The sequence below is a fragment of the Streptomyces sp. NPDC001700 genome, assembly GCF_053596435.1.
This window is the reverse complement of record NZ_JBSFGE010000004.1, coordinates 40852-57658: the sequence shown is the minus strand read 5'-3', so window position 1 is coordinate 57658 and position 16807 is coordinate 40852. Positions and strand designations below refer to the sequence as shown.

Genomic DNA, 16807 nt, shown 5'->3' with positions numbered 1-16807 from the left:
CCCGGAGAGCTGGAGGGATGCTTGGTTCGAGAAGCGCGTGTGTTTCCCCGCGTGTGTTTCCCCGGTTTGGGGGAGGTCATGGACGTTGGATTCCTGAAGCCGTTGTTCGATCGCCCCGGTCCGTGGGCGTGCGTCTACCTCGACACCTCGCGTGCGACGGAGGACGCCCCCACGCGGCGCCGGTTGCGGGAGCGGTTCGTGGCCGGTCAGCTGACCGCCCAGGGCGCCGATACCCGCACCCGCGAGGCGGTGGTGAGCAGGCTGGCCGGTGAGCGGGCGGCCACGGCGTCCGCCGGGCGGGCGCTGTTCGCCGCGGACGGCGAGGTGGTGCTCGACCTGCCGCTGGTCCTGTCCCCGGGCGATGTGGTGACGTCCTGGTCGCCGCTGCCCCGGGTGGCGCCGCTGGCGTCGCTGCGCGGCGAGTGGCCGTCGTGCCTGGTGGTGTACGTCGACCGGGCCGGCGCCGACCTGGAGCTGCGCGACGAGGGCGGGGCCCGCCCGGTGTGCCGCGCCACCGCCGGGGGACCGCGCGGCCGTGGCCACCGGTCGGTGCCCGCCGACCGGTACGAGTGGCATTACCGCAACCGGGTCGAGAACGGCTGGGAGCACACCGCGGACCTCGTCGCCGAGGAGCTGGTACGGCAGTGGCCGGACAGCGGGGCGCCACTGCTGGTCCTGGCGGGCGATCCGCGCGAGCGCAGGGCGGTACGCGACCGGCTGCCCGAGCCCCTGCGGGAGCGGGCCGTGGAGGCGCGGCACGGCAGCCGGGCGCCCGGATCGGCCCGGGAACTCCTGGAGGCGGAGATCGACCACGCCCGCGCGGACCACGCCCGGGCCCATCTGGAAGCCGTACTCGATCTCTTCCGCGCCGGACGCGGCCGCCCCGGCGGGCACATCGCCAGCGGCCACGACGGCTCCGCGCCGAGCGGGGCGGCGGAGGGGGTGCCCGCGGTGGTGGAGGCGGTACGCAGCCATCAGGCGGCCACCCTGCTGCTGGGGCAGGCGGGCGGCGACATGCGCCACGAGGTGTGGATCGGGCCCGGCGCCGATCAGGTGGCGGTACAGCGGGCCCAGGTGCGGGCGCTGGGCGTGAGCACGCCCGAGCCCGCGCGTGCGGACGACGCGCTGATGCGGTCCGCGGCGGTGGCCGACACCGAGGTGCTGCTGGTCCCCGAGGGCGTGCCCGGACCGGCCGGGGGACTGGGCGCGGTGCTGCGCTGGCACGGGCAGGGCTGAGCACACGAGACCTGACATCCCGTCGGGACCTGACAGCCTGTCGGGCTGAAATCGTGTCGAAAGCTATTTTTTCTCGGCGAGTCAGTCACCTGAGGAAAGTTCACACTTTTGTATGCTTTCTTCAGCGCGTCGTTCCCCCCTGTCGGACAGCCACTGTCCGTACGGTCACGAAAGGGGCTCCACATGCAGACGATGGAGGTTCGCCCACCGGTAACAAGTCGCTCCCGTAGTAGATGGCGTCGATACGGCCGCCTCGCCGCCGCGAATTTCGTACGGGGCGCGTCGTACGCGTCCGGCACCGCGGCCATCGGTCTGATGGCGTGGTGGGTGCAGACCCACTAGCCCCCTGGTTGTCCCCGGTTGTCGCGACAGCCGCTCGGGGCGGCTGTCGCGGCGGCTACGGCTGCGGATGGGGTTGCTGACGGAACCGGAAGCCGTGATGTTCCTTGCGGGGGGCGTGGCCTCCGAGCCGGGCCCGCAACTGAATCCCGTGAACGACCTCGATGATGCCCAGAATCAGCAGCCATACGCCGGTCACCAGGGTGAGCGCGGCGATGGAGCCGAAGGGCGACACGATCAGCACGATTCCGGCCAGGGCGCTGATGACACCGAGGAAGATCTGCCAGCCACGGGCGGGGATCGCCTCGTCCTGCACGGCCGTCACGGTGTGCATGACACCCCGCAGCAGCCAGGCGAATCCGATCCACAGGGCGAGCAGCAGGATCGACTGGGCCGGGCCCCGGAAGCACAGCAGACCCAGGAACACGCTCACCGCGCCGCTGATGAAGCCGAGGACACGCATCGACCGGGGGACGTGCGAACCGAAGGCCCCGACCAGCTGGAAGATGCCGCTGATCAGCAGGTATACGCCGAACAGGGCGCCGACCACCGCCAGGGTGGCAGCTGGCCACACGAGCACCAGCAGCCCCAGCACGATCGCGACCAGGCCCGCGGTCAGCAGGACCTGCCAGGCGGCGTCCGAGAGGGTGCCCAGGAGACCGGTGAAGGGGCGGTCCGCGTCGTCGGAACGCTCATTCCGCTGGTCGGCGCGCTGGTCAGCACGCTGATCCGCCCGGTCGGCGTCACGCGGGTTATCCGAGGGGAACGTCATCGTCGTCCACCTCCTTGAGGAAACAATGACACCACCATCGTCGCTCTCCGCGCGCCGAATCGCCTGGTGGCGGGGTCAGCCACCGGTGGCGAAGCCGGGGAAGAGCGTCATGCCGCCGTCCACGTAGAGCGTGGTGCCCACGACGTAGTCGCACAGGTCGGAGGCGAGGACGACCGCGGCGTTCGCGATGTCCTGCGGGTCGCCGATGCGGCCGTAGGGGATCAGCTCCAGCAGTGCGGTCCGGGCCTCCTCGGTGTCCCACGCGTCGCGGTTGATCGGGGTCTGGATAGCGCCCGGCGCGATCGCGTTCACCCGGATCTTCCGCGGCGCCAGCTCCTGGGCCATGGTCTGCATCATCATCGCCACGCCGCCCTTGGACGACGCGTAGTTCACATGCCCGGCCCAGGGGATGATCTGGTGCACCGAGCTGACGCAGATGACCTTCCCGGCGGCCCGCGACACCTCCGGAACGACACCGCGCCGCTGGAATTCCCTGACCGCCTCCCTGGCGCACAGGAACTGACCGGTGAGGTTGACGGAGAGCACCTTCTCCCAGTCCGCCAGGGACATCTCCACCGTCGGGGCGTCCCGCTGCAGGCCCGCGTTGGCCACCAGGATGTCGATCGTGCCGAACCGGTCGACCATGCCGGACACCATGCCGACCACCTGGTCCTCCCGCGACACATCCGCCTGGTGGGCGTACGCGCGCACACCGTGGCCCTCGATCTCCTTCACGACGGCCTCGGCGGCCGGACGGTCGGAGACGTAGTTGACGACGACATCGGCGCCGGAGCGCCCCAGGGCGATCGCGGTGGCCTTGCCGATGCCCGAGTTGGCGCCGGTCACCAGCGCCTTCTGGCCCTTGACGAGCTTCAGGTCGGACACCGAGGGCGGGCTTTGGGTGGTGGTCATGGGCGTTCTCCTTCGCTGGGCGTCCGTGGGTAGCGCGCCCCGACCCTCGCAGCCCGTGGCGGACACCGGCGCTCTCCACGGCGCCACGGTCACCCGCTGAGGCGATGCACATCGTTCCAGCGGCGCAACGTTCAGCTCGCCTCCGCCATGGCCTGGGCGCGCAGCGTCGAGCAGGTGCGGTTGATCAGCCGGGAGACATGCATCTGGGAGATGCCGAGCTGCTCGGCGATCCGGCTCTGCGTCATGTCGCAGAAGAACCGCATGTAGAGGATCTGGCGCTCCCGCTCGGGCAGTCGTCCGAGCCCGGGGCGCACCGCCTCGCGGTCCACCACCCGGTCGTACGCGGGCTCCGGGCGGCCGAGCGTGTCCGCCAGCGAGTAGCCGTCGTCCGCGCCGGTCAGCTGGGCGTCCAGGGACAGCGGGGTGAAGCTGCCCATGGCCTCCATGCCGATGCGCACCTCCTTCTCGGTGAGGCCGGTGCGCTCGGCGATGGCCTCGGCGGGCACCGAGGCGTCGTCGAGGGAGTGCGACAGCTCCCGGTGCGCGGTCCGCACCCGGTTGCGCAGCTCCTGGACCCGGCGCGGCACATGCAGCACCCACAGATGGTCCCGGAAGTGGCGCTTGATCTCGCCGACGATGGTGGGCACCGCGAAACCCGCGAACGCCGTGCCGTGTTCGGGGTCGTACCGCTTGACGGCCTTCACCAGGCCGAGCGCCGCCACCTGCTCCAGGTCCTCCAGGGATTCGCCCCGGTTGCGGTACTGGCGGGCCAGCCGCTTCGCCATCGGCATCCACGCCTCCGCCACCCGCTGCCGCAGCGCGTCCTTCTCGGGGCCCTCGGGGAGGCGGGCCATCTCCTGGAACTCGGCGCTGGTGTCGGGCGCGTCGTCATGCGGGTGCTTCGGGGAACCGGACCGGGAACGGGCCGTGTGCTGCGCTGCGGTCGTCATCTGACACACCTCCTGCAAGGGGCTGACGGGTCGCCTGGGACCGTGGGTCGCTGCCATGCGGGAGTGTGCGGATACGGACCGGAGGCCACGCCCTGGAGCGATCAGACTGCTCCCGCGGTGCGTGCCTCCGGTCCGAAGCACGAACAATCGCCTGCCCGGGGCCTTCCTGGGTAAACCCAACCGGCCGCCGCACACGGGGACTTCAGCCCAGCAGCGCCGCCACCGTGAGGAGCACCGGCGCGGCCAGCACCGTGGACAGCAGGATGGATTCGCGGGCCAGGATGGTGCTCGTGTCGTAGCGCACGGCGTAGGTGAACAGGTTCTGCGCTGCGGGGAGCGCGGAGGTGACGACGGCCGCGAACAGGGCGGGCCCGCCGAGCTGGAACACACCGGCCGCGATGGCCCAGGCCACCAGTGGCTGGCCGAAGGACTTCAGCGCCACCGACAGCAGCACCGGGCCGCGCTCCTCGCCCCGCCCGGGCAGCTCACTGCCGGGCAGCGAGATCCCGAAGGCCAGCAGCACGGCGGGTACGGCCATGCTGCCCACCAGAGTGAAGGGCTCCATGATGGGCCCGGGCACCCGCCACCCCGTGGCGGCCACCGCGACCCCGGACAGCGAGCCGATCACGATGGGGTTGCGGAACGGGGAGGTCACCCGGCGCAGCACCGAGGGCGGGTGGTCCGAGGGGCGGCTGAGGTCGATCACGGTGAGCGCGATCGGGGTCATCACCAGCTGCTGGAACAGCAGCACCGGGGCGACGAGGGACGCGTCGCCGAGGACGTACACGGCGATCGGGATGCCGAGGTTGCCCGCGTTCACATAGCTCGCGCACAGGGCCCCGATCGTGGTGCGGCCCACGCTCCACTTGCGTACCGCGCCGACCGCGACGAACGCGCCCGCCACCACGAAGGTGCTCAGCGCCGTGACGAGCAGCGGGGTCGAGACGACGACGGCGAGATCGGCGTGGGCGAGGGTGGTGAACAGCAGCGCGGGAGAGGCGACGTTGAAGGAGAGCTTGGTGAGCACCTCCCGGCCCTGCCCGCCCAGCGCTCCGCGGCGGCCGAGCACATAGCCGGTGACGATGATGCTCGCGATGACGCCGAAACCGGTGATCACACCGCCCACGGGACCTCCGCCCGGCCGGGATTGTCAGCATGCACCCTACAAGTAATCCGGCCGGGCTGTGCAGAAGACGGGACGCCGTCCCACTATGTGATCGGTTATCGGTCTAGGTGATCGTCAGGGTGCGTTCGCTCCTCGCCAGCGAGCTGTTGCCCGCGTAGATCTGGATCTCGCCCTTCTCCACCGTGAACACGCCGTCCCGGTCATGGGTCCAGAAGCCCAGGTCCTCGGCGCCCAGCCGGAAGCGGAGGGTGGTGGACTTCCCCGCGCCGAGGGTGATCCGGCGGAAGCCGCACAGCCGCCGCACCGGCTGCGCGAGGCTGGCCACCGGGTCCCGCAGATACACCTGCACCACCTCGTCGCCCTCGCGCTCCCCGGTGTTGCGCGCCGTGACCGCCACCTCCACGGTGTCGCCCTTGCGCAGCGCGTCGGCCGTGATCCGGCTGACGGACAGCTTCGGCTCGCCGATGTCGAAGGTGGTGTAGCTGAGACCGTGGCCGAAGGCGAACTGCGGGCCGTCGGCGAGGTCGAGGTACTTGGAGGTGTACTTGTTGTCCGGGTCGTAGGGGCGCCCGGTGTTCTCGTGGTTGTAGTAGATGGGGATCTGCCCCACCGAGCGCGGGAAGGACACCGGCAGCTTGCCGCCCGGGTTCACGGTGCCGAACAGGACGTCCGCGATGGCGTTTCCGCCCTCGATGCCCGGATGCCACGCCTGGAGCACGGCGGGCGCCGAGTCCAGCCAGCCGCCCATCGTCAGCGGGCGGCCGCTGACCTGGACCACGACGAAGGGCGTGCCGGTGTCCGCGACCGCCGCGATCAGCTTCTCCTGCTGCCCGGGCAGGCTGATGTCGCTGCGTACGGCGGCTTCCCCGCTGAGCGCCGAGGCCTCCCCGACCACGACGACCGCCACCTCGGCCGCCCTGGCGATCGCGGCGGCCTTCGTGATGCCATCGGTGTCCCCGGTGTCCTTGCCCGCCGGGTCGACACCGCGGGCATGGGTGACGCGGGCCTTCGGCGCGGCGTCCTTGACCGCGTCCAGGACGGTGACCGGCGGAAACGCGTCCGCCCAGGGCCCGGCCCAGGAGCCGCGCAGATCGGTGGAGTCGGCGAAGGGGCCGACGACGGCGATGGAGGAGACCGACCGGCTGAGGGGGAGCAGCGCCGTCTTTCCCTTCGCGGACGGGGTGTTCTTGAGCAGCACCAGGGTGCGCGCCGCCGTCTCGCGGGCCACCGCCCGGGACGCCTTCGTGGGCTCCTCGATCGCGGCGTCCTCGTCCACGTAGGGGTGTTCGAAGAGCCCGAGCCGGAACTTGAGCCGCAGGACGCGGGCCACCGCGTCGTCCAGCCGGGCGGTGGTGATGTCACCGCCGCGCAGCAGCCGCTTGCCGTGGTCGGCGAGGGTGGTGCTGGCCATCTCCATGTCGACCCCGGCGTTCAGCGCCAGCCGGGCCGCGTCGGCGTGGTCGGCGGCGAAGCCGTGAACCGTCATTTCCTGAACGCCGTTGTAGTCGCTGACGACAACGCCACCGAACTCCCACTCGTCCTTGAGGATGTCGGTGAGGGTGTGCGGATCGCCATGGGCGGGGACCCCGCTGATGGTGTTGAAGCTCGCCATGACGGTGGCCACCCCGGCGTCCACGGCCGCCAGGAACGGCCCGAGGTAGAGGTTGCGCAGCCGGGCCTCGGAGACGTCCACCGTGTTGTAGTCGCGCCCGCCCTCGGCGCCGCCGTACGCCACGAAGTGCTTGGCGCACGCCGCGAGCCGGTCCTTCGACGCCAGGTCCTCGCCCTGGTAGCCACGGGTCTTGGCGGCGGCGACGGCGGCCGTCAGATACGGGTCCTCGCCGCTGCCCTCGGAGATCCGGCCCCAGCGCGGTTCGTGGGTGACGTCCATCATCGGCGAGAAGGCCCAGTGCACCCCGTTGGAGCGGGCCTCCTTCGCCGACACCTCGGCGTCCCGTACGGCCACGTCCGGGTCGAAGCTCGCGGCCTGCGCGAGCGGGATGGGGAAGGTGGTCCACATGCCATGGATGACATCGAGCCCGAACACCAGCGGAATGCCCAGGCGCGACTCCTCGACGGCCATCCGCTGGAGGGTGTTGGTGTTCTTCGCCCCGTAGATGTTGAGGATGGAGCCGAGCCGCCCCTGCCGGGCCGCCTTCTCCGCCTCGGCGGTCTGTCCGCCGCCGGGCCCGGTGTCACCGGTCCAGGCGAGCTGCTGGAGCTGGCCGAGCTTCTCCTCGACCGTCATCCGCCCCAGCAGGGCCTGGACCCTGGCCTCGTACGGGGCGGGTTCCGCCGCGGGCCGCTCGCCCGGGCCCGGCCGCTCCCGGGCGTGGGCGGTGCCGGTGGCGGCCTTGCCCGCGATCGCCGTGCCGCCCGCCGCCGCGAGCACCGTTCGTCTGCGCACACCATTCATGTTTCTTCGTCCCTTGAAGAGTTGTGAAGAGTTCAGAGGGTGTTCGACGGTTCGATCTTTCAAGAGGTGAACCGAAGGTACGGAGCCGCTTCCGGGGCGTCAAGGGTCCCTCGAGGGTTCCTATTGACGGGCGTGGGGCGGGATCCCATACTCATCGCCACGGTTAACCGTGAACGGTTAACCAGTTGTCAGGGCAATGAGGCCCAGAGCAGGAGAAACACATGACCTCACGCCACGCGTCCGCCCAGCTCCGCCGCACCGTGTTGTCGAGCTTCATCGGCAACACCATCGAGTTCTATGATTTCCTGCTCTATGGCCTCGCCAGCGCGCTGGTGTTCGGCGATCTCTTCTTCCCGAGTCTGAGCCCGTTCGCGGGCACCCTCGCGTCGTTCGCCACCTTCGGCATCGGCTTCATCGCCCGCCCGCTCGGCGGCTTCGTCTTCGGCCACCTCGGCGACACCATCGGGCGGAAGACCACGCTGGTCACGACGTTGTGCGGGATGGGCGCGGCCACCTTCGCCGTCGGTCTTCTGCCAACGTACGACACCATCGGCATCTGGGCACCGGTGCTGCTCGTGGTGCTGCGCTTCATCCAGGGCTTCATGGTCGGCGGTGAGTGGGGCGGCGCCATGCTGATGGTCGTCGAGAACGCCCCGGCCCACCGCCGCGGCTTCTTCAGCGCCTGGCCCAACACTGGTGGCTTCTCCGGACAGCTGCTGGCCACCGGCATGTTCGCGCTGATGGGCATGCTGCCCGACGGGCAGTTCCAGGCCTGGGGCTGGCGCGTGCCGTTCCTGTGCAGCGCGGTGCTGGTGGGCGTAGGGCTGTGGATGCGCGGGCGGCTCGGCGAATCCGAGGTGTTCGAGCAGGTCAAGCAGGAGGAGGGCAAGGCCAAGGCGCCGCTGCTCGACGTACTGCGCCACGACTGGCGGAGCGTGCTGCTGATCATGTCGCTGCGGTTCAGCGAGAGCGTGCCGTTCTTCCTGCTGACCGTCTTCGCGGTGTCCTACGGACCGGAACACCTCGGCATCCCGAAGGCCACGCTGACCACCGCCATCATGATCGCCTCGGTGCTCGCCTTCCCCGCCCACGGCTTCTTCGGCGCGCTGTCCGACAAGGTGGGCCGCCGCCCGGTGTACGTCTACGGCGGCCTGGCCGCGGCCGCGCTGGCCTTCCCGGCGTTCTGGCTGCTGAAGTCCGGCTCGGCGGTGCTGATCGTGCTGGCGTACTGCCTCGTCATCAACCTTGCCCACAACGCTTGCAACGCCGTCCAACCCGCCCTGTTCACCGAGCTGTTCGGCTCCAAGGTCCGCTACAGCGGTGCCTCGATCGGCGCCCAGCTCGGCGCCATCGTGGCCGGTGGCCTCACCCCGTTCATCGCCACCGCGCTCACCGGCGGCGGCGACAACTGGGTCCCGGTGGCCGCCTACGCGAGCGTCGTCGCCCTGATCTCGGCGGCCGCCGCGTACTTCTTCACCCCCGAGACCTCCCGCCGCGACCTGGTCGACACCAGCTCCGCGATGGCGGCCGGGTCCGAGCCCGCGCCCGCACCGGACGCCAAGGCCGCCAAGGCGCCGGAGACCGACGCGGTCGCGCCCTGAGCGGCAAGCGACACCGCCGTCCCTACGCCACCGCCAGGAGCCACCCATGACCGTCCACCGCGAGTTCGTCCTGCGCGACGACCCCCGCTTCGGACACTGCCACGCCTCCACCCTGCTCCCGCTGCCGGACGGCGAGGTGCTCGCCGCCTGGTTCGCCGGGAGCCGGGAGGGCGCGGACGACGTGGCGATCTGGCTGGCGCGGCGGACCGGTGACGGGTGGGGCGCGCCGGTGAAGGTGGCGGACGAGGCGGGGCTGCCGCACTGGAACCCCGTCCTGTTCGCCACCGGCCACGGCGAGGTGCTGCTCTTCTACAAGACCGGCCACCGCATCCCCGACTGGCGCACCCGGGTGCTGCGTTCCCGGGACGGCGGGCTCAGCTGGTCCGCCCCCGCCGAACTGGTGCCGGGCGCGGACGGGGCCGGTGGGCGCGGACCGGTGAAGAACAAGCCGGTCCGCCTCGCCGACGGCAGCTTGCTCGCGCCCGCCTCCACCGAGGAGCCGCGGAGCGCGGGCGGCCGCTGGGACGCGTTCACCGACCGCTCGGACGACGGCGGCGCGAGCTGGCGGCGCTCCGCGCCCGTACCGCTGGACCGCCCCGCGTTCCCCGGCGCCGGGGTCATCCAGCCCGCGCTGTGGGAGAGCGCCCCGGGCGAGGTGCGGATGCTGCTGCGCAGCTCCTGCGGCCGGGTCTGCCGCAGCGCCTCCCACGACGGCGGCGTGACGTGGTCGGCCGCGCGGCCGCTGGACGTCCCGAACAACAACAGCGGGCTGGACGCCGTACGGCTCGCCGACGGCCGGGTGGTGCTGGCCCACAACCCGGTGGCCGCCGCATGGGGCGCGCGCACCCCGCTGGTGCTGTCCGTCTCCGAGGACGACGGGCTCACCTTCCGCCGGGCGGTGGTGCTGGAGGACCGGCCGGTCTCCCGCCCCGGAGCCACCGTCCCGGCCATCGTCCCGGACGAGACGGGCGTACGGACCGACGGCCACCGGGAGTTCTCCTACCCGGCCGTGGTGCCCTGGGCGGACGGGGTCGCCGTCAGCTACACCTGGCAGCGGCGCGGCATCGTCTTCGCCACCGTTTCCGAAGCGGCCTTGAGGGAGGAATAATGAGTCAACGGTTAACGGTTGACTGAAGTGGACGTTCCGCCCCCCAGAAGGAGTCCGTCGGTGCCCATCACCTCGCTACAGCAGCAGTCCCTCGGCGATCTGGTCGCCCACGAGCTGCGCGTCCTCATCATCTCAGGACGGCAGCGCCCCGGCACCCATCTTGTCGAAGGTGCGCTCGCCGAGCAGTACGACGTCAGCCGGGGCCCGGTCCGCGACGCGCTGCGGCAGCTGGAGGCCGAGGGGCTGGTCGAATCGCGCCGCCGCGGGGTCTTCGTCACCGGGCTCACCGAGACGGACGTGGACGAGCTGTACACGCTGCGGGAATCTCTGGAGACCCTGGCTCTCACCCTCGCCATCGGCCGGGCCGAACCCGGCGACTGGGACCGCGCCCAGGGGTTCGTGGACCGGATGCGGGACGCCGCCGACCGCTCGGCGCCCAGCGACTTCGCCCTCGCCGACCTGGAGTTCCACTCCCAGTTCTACGTCCTGTCCGGGCATCGCCGACTGGTCGCCGTCTGGGAGCAGTACCGCCCCACCTTCGGCGTGGTCCTCGATGTCACCAACGCCCAGGACGTCGATCTGCACCCCTCCGCCGACGCCCATGCCGACCTGCTGACGACCGTGCGCGGCGGCGAGACCGAGACCGCCGTCACCACCCTGCGCGAACATCTCCTCGGCGCCAAGAACCGGCTCCGCTCGGCCCTGCGCGCCGCACGGGTCGCCGCCGACAACTGAAGCGCCGACAACTGAAGCGCCGACAACCGAAGCGCCGACAACGGAAGCGTCGGCGGCTCAGTGCCCGCGCTCGTCCATGCCCTGCATCAGGGCCTGATGGCTGGCGCGCACATGCTCGCGCATCACCCGCTCGGCGCCGTCGCCGTCCTTGGCCTGGATCAGGCTCAGGACGCGGTGGTGCTCGGAGTCCGACTCGATGAGCCGCCCGGGGCGGGACAGCGAGGTGCGCACCAGCCGCGCGTAGGCGAGCTGGTTCATCAGGGTGCGGTAGTGCCCCTCCAGCTTGCTGTTGTCCGCGCCCCTGACGATCAGGTCGTGGAAGTCGTGGACCAGCGCCGCGTACCGCTCGGCGTCGCCCTCCTGGACGGCCTGGTCGGCCGCCCGCATGCTGGCCTCCAGCTGCTCCACCTCGGGCACGTTCCCACGGAAGGCCAGCAGCCGGGCGGCGGCGCCCTCGAACAGCTCCTTCATCTGGAACAGCTCGGTCAGCTCACGGCGTGACGGCACGGCGACGAACGTGCCGACCCGTGGCCGGACCTCGACCAGCCCCTCTATCTGGAGCTGCTTGAGGGCCTCGCGGATGGGCGTCCGGCTGACCCCGAAGGTCTCGGACAGCGCCATCTCGGACAGGCTGGAGCGGGGCGGCAGTTCGCCACTGATGATCATCTGCCGCAGCTCTTCGGCGACCCTGGCCTGCATGCTGGTCTGCTGAAGCCGCTTCCCTGTGGGTTGTTGCATGGCACCGGACCGTATGCGGGGCGCTCTCTCCCCGTCAACCTGCCCGCCGGTCAAGGGTGGGGCCGTGTGACCTGCCATACAAGAGCGCTCCCGTCCGGGCATACGTCACGACCTGAGGATGAACGGGTCCCCGGCGGGTTCCTCGCTGGTGTTGATCCACACGCTCTTCAGCCGGGTGTACTCCCGGATGACCTCCGTGCCGTGCTCGGTCCCCATGCCGCTGTCCTTGAAGCCCGCCCGGGGCGACATCGGCGACATCGAACGGTAGGTGTTGGCCCACACCGTGCCCGCCTCCAGCCGGGCGGCCATCCGGTGCACCCGGTTCACATCCCGGGTCCACACCCCCGCCGCCAGGCCGTACGCCGAGTTGTTGGCGATGGCGAGGGCCTCCTCCTCGGAGTCGAAGGGCAGGACGGTGGCCACCGGCCCGAAGATCTCCTCCTGGCAGATCCGCAGGGTGTTGTCGACGCCCGTGAACACGGTGGGGGAGTAGAAGTACCCGCCGAGACCGGTGTCCGGCCGGGACCCGCCGCACACCACCTTTCCGCCTTCGGCGCGGCCGAGTTCGACGTACGACTCGACTTTCTCCAGCTGGTCGGCGATGGCCAGCGGGCCCAGTTCGGTGGCGTCGTCGAGGGGGTCGCCGATCGCGATGGTGGCGGCCCGCGCCGTCACCCGTTCCAGGATCTCGTCGTACGCCTCGCGGTGCACCAGCACCCGGCTGCCCGCCACACAGGTCTGGCCCGCGGCGGCGAACACCCCGGCGATCACGCCCATGGCGGCCGAGCCCAGATCGGCGTCCGGGAAGATGATGTTGGGGGACTTGCCGCCCAGCTCCAGGGTGCAGCGGATCAGCCGGTCCGCGCAGGTACGGGCGATCCGGCGGCCGGTTCCGGTGGAGCCGGTGAAGCTCACCTTGGCCACGTCCGGGTGCTCGGTGAGCGGGCCGCCCGCGGTCGCGCCGAAGCCGGTGACCACGTTGACCACGCCCGGCGGGAAGCCCGCCTCCGCGAAGAGCGGGGCGAGCGCCAGCAGCGAGGCCGAGGTGTGCTCCGAGGGCTTGATGACCATCGTGTTGCCCGCGGCCAGCGCCGGGGCGAGCTTGGTGGCGGTGAGCAGCAGCGGGGAGTTCCACGGGGTGATGGCGCCGATCACGCCCACCGGTTCACGCAGGGTGTAGTTGAGGAGTTCGCGGCTGGCGCCCGGGATGACCTCGCCCTGGATCTTGTCGGCGAGTCCCGCGTAGTAATAGAAGTACTCGGGCAGCCCCGCGAGTTGGGCCCGCATCTCGCGCAGCAGCTTCCCGTTGTCCAGGGATTCGGTGCGGGCCAGCTCCTCGGCGTGTTCACCGATCAGATCGCCGAGGTTACGCAGCAGCCGCCCGCGCCGGGTCTGGCTCAGATCGCGCCAGCGCGGGTCCTCGAAGGCGGCGCGGGCGGCGCTCACCGCGCGCTCCACATCGGCGGCGGTGCCGTCCGCCGCCTCGTACCAGGGCTCGGCGGTGGCCGGGTTGACGCTGGCGAAGTAGCCGCCGTCGGCGGGGGCGGTCCACTCGCCCGCGATGTAGTGGTCATGGCGCGGCAGGCGGTTCATGAGCTGTGGCACTCCTGATGTCCGGTGTGGTTTCCGGTCGGGCTTCCGGCCTGGCTTCCGGTGTGGGTGAGGATCGCGTCGGCGAGTCGCTCCGGGCACTCCAGCGGCAGCAGATGGCGGGCCCCGGGCACGATCACCGCCCGGCCGCCGGGGATGTGCCGCGCGAGCCGGTGGGACATGGCCGGGGTCGAGCCGGGGTCGTCCTCGCCGGTCACCGCGAGGGTGGGGGCGGTGATCCGGGGCAGCAGCGGCCACAGCCCGGCGTCGGCGGTCGCGAAGACGTCGTAACAGGCGAGGTACGAGACGGGGTCGTTGGCCAGCAGCGTGTCCAGCACCCGCTGGGCGAGCCCCGGCTCCTGGGCCCGCCAGCCGGGCGAGAACCAGCGGTCGACCGCCGCCCACGCGGACGCCCCGAAGTCCCGGGCCGCCACCTCCCGCCGCCGCGCCACCGCCGCGCGCTCGTCCTCCGTGCGCCCCGCCACCGAGCTGACGAGCGTCAGCGAGGCGGTGAGGTCCGGCCGGTCCAGGCCGAGCCGCTGGGCGACCAGCGCGCCGAGCGAGAAGCCGACGATGTGCGCGGGCCCGCTCAGCAGCGTCGCGACATCCGCGGCCAGCTCGCCGAGCGACACCCCGGGGGCGGCGGCCGGGGATGCGCCGTGGCCGCGCAGATCGACCAGCGTCACCCGGTGCCGGGCCGCCAGCACTGGCAGAGCTCGCTCCCACATCCGCCGGTCGAGCCCGACGCCGTGCAGCAGGACGAGTCCGGGCCCGGCGCCGTGGGTCTCGTACGCCAGCGGAGCCGGCGCGGAAGGCCGCCCCACGCCGCTCACTGCTCCGTGGCGAGCGGGGCCAGCCGGGCCTGGGGACGGCCCTGGGCGGCGGCCGCGAGCCCGACCACGATCTCGTCGGCGCGCGGTCCGTCCGCCACCCGCACCTCGATGCTCTGGTGGTGCGAGCGGATCGTGGCATCGGTGATGTGCTTGAGCGGGATGTCGAAGACCGTGCCCGCGGCCGCGCGCTTCTCCACGGCGGGCAGCAGCGTGGTGGCCTTCGCCGCCTGCCGGAAGTGGTCGCCGAACTTGAGCGTGTGGATCAGCCCGGAGCCGTGCTCGACCTCCCCGTCCAGGCCCACGATGGCGGCCTTGCCGTACGCCTCGACCGGCGCGCCCAGCGCCTCGACCACCCGGGGCGCCAGCAGCTCGCCGAGCTTCGGCGCCACCTCGTCGATACCGGGCAGCAGATCCGCCACATAACCCTGCCCGGCCCAGGGGTTCTCGATGATGGCGAGCACCACCGCGGTCCGGGCGGGCGGGTCCACCGGGCGGCCGCCCTCGCTGTGGATGTCCTCGGTGAAGGTGATGATCTTGCGGACGTTCACTGCACAGTCTCCATGTCTTTGGGGTCTTCGAGATCGGCGAGGCGGACGACGGGATCGGTGGCCCGGTCCCCGATGCGCGCGTTGGGGCGGGGCCCGGAGGCACCGGCCGCGATGACGACGATCTCGTCGGGCCGGGGCGCGTCGGGGATGCGGATCTGGCACGTCTGGTAGTGCGAGCGGGTCGCGGCGGCCGTCTTGTGCCACAGCGGTACGGTCAGCGGCTCACCCGCCGGAAGCCGGTCGTCGCTGAACACGATGATCGAGGTGCCCTCGGTCAGCTCCCGCAGGACGTTGCCGAAGAACGGGGTGTGGATCAGCGCCCCGCCGTGTTCGATCTCCCCGTTCAGGCCGACGATCGCGGCCTTGCCGAACGACTCGACCCGCTCCACGCCGCCCAGCGCCTCGCTCACCCGGTCGGTGAGCAGCCGCGCGAGCCCCGGGGCGATCCGCTCGACCTCGGGCTGCAGATCGGCGACCAGGCCGAGTCCGGCCCAGGGGTTACGGATCACCGCGGCCGCCGCGGCCCGGCGCACCGGCACGGCCACCGGCCGCCCCAGCTCCAGCAGCGGTTCGTCGATGACACTGACGACCTTGCGCAGGCCCAGGTCGGTCACCTGGCCCAGGTCAGTCATGGCTGCCGCCACCGGTGAACCGCGGCATGACCTTCTCCGCGAACAGCTCCAGGCTGCGCATCGCCTTGCGGTGCTCCAGACCGGGGTGGGTGGTCCACAGCAGCAGATGCTCCAGGCCCACCTCGTCCCGCAGCTCGGCGATCTTCTCGGAGACGTACTCGGGGGTGCCGACCAGCAGATTGCGTTTCGCCAGGAACTCGAAGGACAGCTCGTGGGCGTCGGTCAGCTCCTCGCCCGCCTCCATCAGGTTGCCCAGGCCCCGGAAGTGCATGATCCACCGGTAGGTGGTCAGCAGCGCTTCCTCGAAGTCGGCGCGCGCCTGCTCCATGGTGTCGGCGACGTACACGTCCCGTACCAGGCCGATGCCCTCGCCGAGCGCGTACGCGCGGCCTGAGGCCTGGCTCGCGGTGGCGCGGTACAGCTCGAAACGCTCCTTGAGCGCCGAGACCGGCGGCAGCCAGAACATGCCCTGGACCCCGTCGGCCGCGGCCGCCTTGATCGACCGCGGGCTGTCGATGACCTGCCACAGCGGTGGGTGCGGGCGCTGCAAGGGAGGCGGCGTGACCTGCATCTTGGTGATGACCCCGTCCTCCATGTAGTCCGGGGTGGCGGGGGAGAGGGGGTGGTTCCACTTCACCCCCGGGGCGGGGAACTGGTGGAAGCGGCCCTGGTGCGAGAAGAACTCGCCGCTCCACGCCTTGCGCAGGATCTCCACGGTCTCGTCGTACAGCGCGCGGTTCTGCTCCTGGTCGCGCGGATCGGCGAGCGCGTTCAGATTGAGCGCCTCGCGCCCGTACAGCCCCCGGCCTAGACCCACCTCGACGCGGCCGCCGGAGAGCTGGTCGAGCATCGCGATGTCCTCGGCGAGCCGCAGCGGATGCCAGAAGGTGGCGATGTTCGCCGCCTGGCCGATCCTGATGTGCTCGGTGCGGGCCGCGATGTCGGCGCCCATCAGCACCGGGTTCGGGGTGATCTCGATGGCCTCGTGGCCGAAGTGGTGCTCGGTGTACCAGGTGGACCAGAAGCCCGCCCGGTCCGCGGCGACCGCGAACTCCCGTGCCTCGTCCATGACTTCGGCGTAGGAGCCGAGCCGGCCCGGTGCTCCGAGGTTGTGGAATATCGAGAAGCGCATGCAGCGTCCGTCCATTTCTTCCGGGTTACGCTGTGCCATGGCAGGGAGGCTAGGAGTCCGGTTCGGGCCCGTCAAGGGTTCGGGCTGGGTCGGCAACTTTGACCTGTGTATTTGGTGCGAGAACGGTTCTTTCCCGGCT

The 16807-nt window shown here is 71.4% G+C and carries 15 protein-coding genes; 4 read left to right on the top strand and 11 right to left on the bottom strand.

The genetic code is table 11. The features are described 5' to 3' along the window. The first annotated feature begins 78 nt into the window (after positions 1-78). On the top strand, positions 79-1236 hold the full coding sequence (locus ACWC5C_RS08745; RefSeq protein WP_450874751.1) for a baeRF2 domain-containing protein: 1158 nt from the start codon (positions 79-81) through the stop codon (positions 1234-1236). A gap of 397 nt (positions 1237-1633) precedes the next feature. On the opposite strand, the gene ACWC5C_RS08740 is transcribed toward ACWC5C_RS08745, so the two are convergent. The 5 genes from ACWC5C_RS08740 to bglX all read right to left on the bottom strand — a co-directional run bounded on the left by ACWC5C_RS08740 (position 1634) and on the right by bglX (position 7751). After that, positions 1634-2347 carry an HdeD family acid-resistance protein gene (locus ACWC5C_RS08740; RefSeq protein ID WP_450874750.1) on the bottom strand — a complete coding sequence of 238 codons (714 nt, stop codon included), beginning with the start codon at positions 2345-2347 and terminating at the stop codon, positions 1634-1636. 75 nt (positions 2348-2422) lie between these two features. Then, positions 2423-3259, bottom strand: coding sequence for an SDR family oxidoreductase (locus ACWC5C_RS08735; protein ID WP_450874749.1), 837 nt, complete (start codon positions 3257-3259; stop codon positions 2423-2425). Positions 3260-3390: 131 nt separating this feature from the next. Then, a complete protein-coding gene (locus tag ACWC5C_RS08730) occupies positions 3391-4209 on the bottom strand; it encodes a SigB/SigF/SigG family RNA polymerase sigma factor (RefSeq protein WP_450874748.1) in 819 nt (272 codons plus the stop codon). 202 nt (positions 4210-4411) lie between these two features. Beyond that, entirely contained in the window at positions 4412-5335 is a 924-nt protein-coding gene (locus ACWC5C_RS08725) for an AEC family transporter (protein WP_450874747.1), read from the bottom strand. A gap of 103 nt (positions 5336-5438) precedes the next feature. Further along, positions 5439-7751, bottom strand: a complete 2313-nt coding sequence (bglX, locus tag ACWC5C_RS08720) for a beta-glucosidase BglX (RefSeq protein WP_450874746.1) — start codon at positions 7749-7751, stop codon at positions 5439-5441. 221 nt (positions 7752-7972) lie between these two features. Between bglX and ACWC5C_RS08715 the strand changes: the two genes are divergently transcribed. Genes ACWC5C_RS08715 through ACWC5C_RS08705 form a run of 3 tightly spaced genes read left to right on the top strand, consistent with a single transcriptional unit; the run spans position 7973 to position 11195 of the window. Beyond that, the gene (locus tag ACWC5C_RS08715) at positions 7973-9352 is read left to right on the top strand and encodes an MFS transporter (RefSeq protein ID WP_450874745.1); all 1380 of its coding nucleotides are present in this window, start codon (positions 7973-7975) and stop codon (positions 9350-9352) included. A 46-nt stretch (positions 9353-9398) separates the two neighbouring features. Then, positions 9399-10460: a sialidase family protein gene (locus ACWC5C_RS08710; RefSeq protein WP_450874744.1), complete on the top strand. Its 1062-nt coding sequence runs from the start codon at positions 9399-9401 to the stop codon at positions 10458-10460. 60 nt (positions 10461-10520) lie between these two features. Further along, complete coding sequence (locus ACWC5C_RS08705; protein ID WP_450874743.1) at positions 10521-11195, top strand: GntR family transcriptional regulator; 675 nt, start codon at positions 10521-10523, stop codon at positions 11193-11195. Positions 11196-11252: 57 nt separating this feature from the next. On the opposite strand, the gene ACWC5C_RS08700 is transcribed toward ACWC5C_RS08705, so the two are convergent. The 6 genes from ACWC5C_RS08700 to ACWC5C_RS08675 form a co-directional block, all read right to left on the bottom strand. Continuing rightward, positions 11253-11933 carry a GntR family transcriptional regulator gene (locus ACWC5C_RS08700; RefSeq protein ID WP_450874742.1) on the bottom strand — a complete coding sequence of 227 codons (681 nt, stop codon included), beginning with the start codon at positions 11931-11933 and terminating at the stop codon, positions 11253-11255. A gap of 105 nt (positions 11934-12038) precedes the next feature. Then, on the bottom strand, positions 12039-13526 hold the full coding sequence (locus ACWC5C_RS08695) for an aldehyde dehydrogenase (protein WP_450874741.1): 1488 nt from the start codon (positions 13524-13526) through the stop codon (positions 12039-12041). Further along, positions 13523-14347 carry an alpha/beta fold hydrolase gene (locus ACWC5C_RS08690; protein ID WP_450874740.1) on the bottom strand — a complete coding sequence of 275 codons (825 nt, stop codon included), beginning with the start codon at positions 14345-14347 and terminating at the stop codon, positions 13523-13525. Before ACWC5C_RS08690 ends, ACWC5C_RS08695 begins: the two co-directional genes overlap by 4 nt. Before the next feature lie 5 nt (positions 14348-14352). Then, positions 14353-14904, bottom strand: a complete 552-nt coding sequence (locus ACWC5C_RS08685; RefSeq protein WP_385441379.1) for an amino acid synthesis family protein — start codon at positions 14902-14904, stop codon at positions 14353-14355. Beyond that, positions 14901-15536 (bottom strand): amino acid synthesis family protein, encoded by a 636-nt coding sequence (locus tag ACWC5C_RS08680; protein WP_385441380.1) that lies wholly within the window; start codon positions 15534-15536, stop codon positions 14901-14903. The genes ACWC5C_RS08685 and ACWC5C_RS08680 overlap by 4 nt, the downstream gene beginning before the upstream one ends. Beyond that, positions 15529-16707, bottom strand: coding sequence for an LLM class flavin-dependent oxidoreductase (locus tag ACWC5C_RS08675; protein WP_450874739.1), 1179 nt, complete (start codon positions 16705-16707; stop codon positions 15529-15531). Before ACWC5C_RS08675 ends, ACWC5C_RS08680 begins: the two co-directional genes overlap by 8 nt. Positions 16708-16807: the final 100 nt, after the last annotated feature.

Bases quoted from the DNA above. Each gene is read 5' to 3' on its own strand.
- ACWC5C_RS08745 (WP_450874751.1), top strand. From the start codon at position 79: ATGGACGTTGGATTCCTGAAGCCGTTGTTCGATCGCCCCGGTCCGTGG.
- ACWC5C_RS08740 (WP_450874750.1), bottom strand. From the start codon at position 2,347: ATGACGTTCCCCTCGGATAACCCGCGTGACGCCGACCGGGCGGATCAG.
- ACWC5C_RS08735 (WP_450874749.1), bottom strand. From the start codon at position 3,259: ATGACCACCACCCAAAGCCCGCCCTCGGTGTCCGACCTGAAGCTCGTC.
- ACWC5C_RS08730 (WP_450874748.1), bottom strand. From the start codon at position 4,209: ATGACGACCGCAGCGCAGCACACGGCCCGTTCCCGGTCCGGTTCCCCG.
- bglX (WP_450874746.1), bottom strand. From the start codon at position 7,751: ATGAATGGTGTGCGCAGACGAACGGTGCTCGCGGCGGCGGGCGGCACG.
- ACWC5C_RS08715 (WP_450874745.1), top strand. From the start codon at position 7,973: ATGACCTCACGCCACGCGTCCGCCCAGCTCCGCCGCACCGTGTTGTCG.
- ACWC5C_RS08710 (WP_450874744.1), top strand. From the start codon at position 9,399: ATGACCGTCCACCGCGAGTTCGTCCTGCGCGACGACCCCCGCTTCGGA.
- ACWC5C_RS08700 (WP_450874742.1), bottom strand. From the start codon at position 11,933: ATGCAACAACCCACAGGGAAGCGGCTTCAGCAGACCAGCATGCAGGCC.
- ACWC5C_RS08695 (WP_450874741.1), bottom strand. From the start codon at position 13,526: ATGAACCGCCTGCCGCGCCATGACCACTACATCGCGGGCGAGTGGACC.
- ACWC5C_RS08680 (WP_385441380.1), bottom strand. From the start codon at position 15,536: ATGACTGACCTGGGCCAGGTGACCGACCTGGGCCTGCGCAAGGTCGTC.
- ACWC5C_RS08675 (WP_450874739.1), bottom strand. From the start codon at position 16,707: ATGGCACAGCGTAACCCGGAAGAAATGGACGGACGCTGCATGCGCTTC.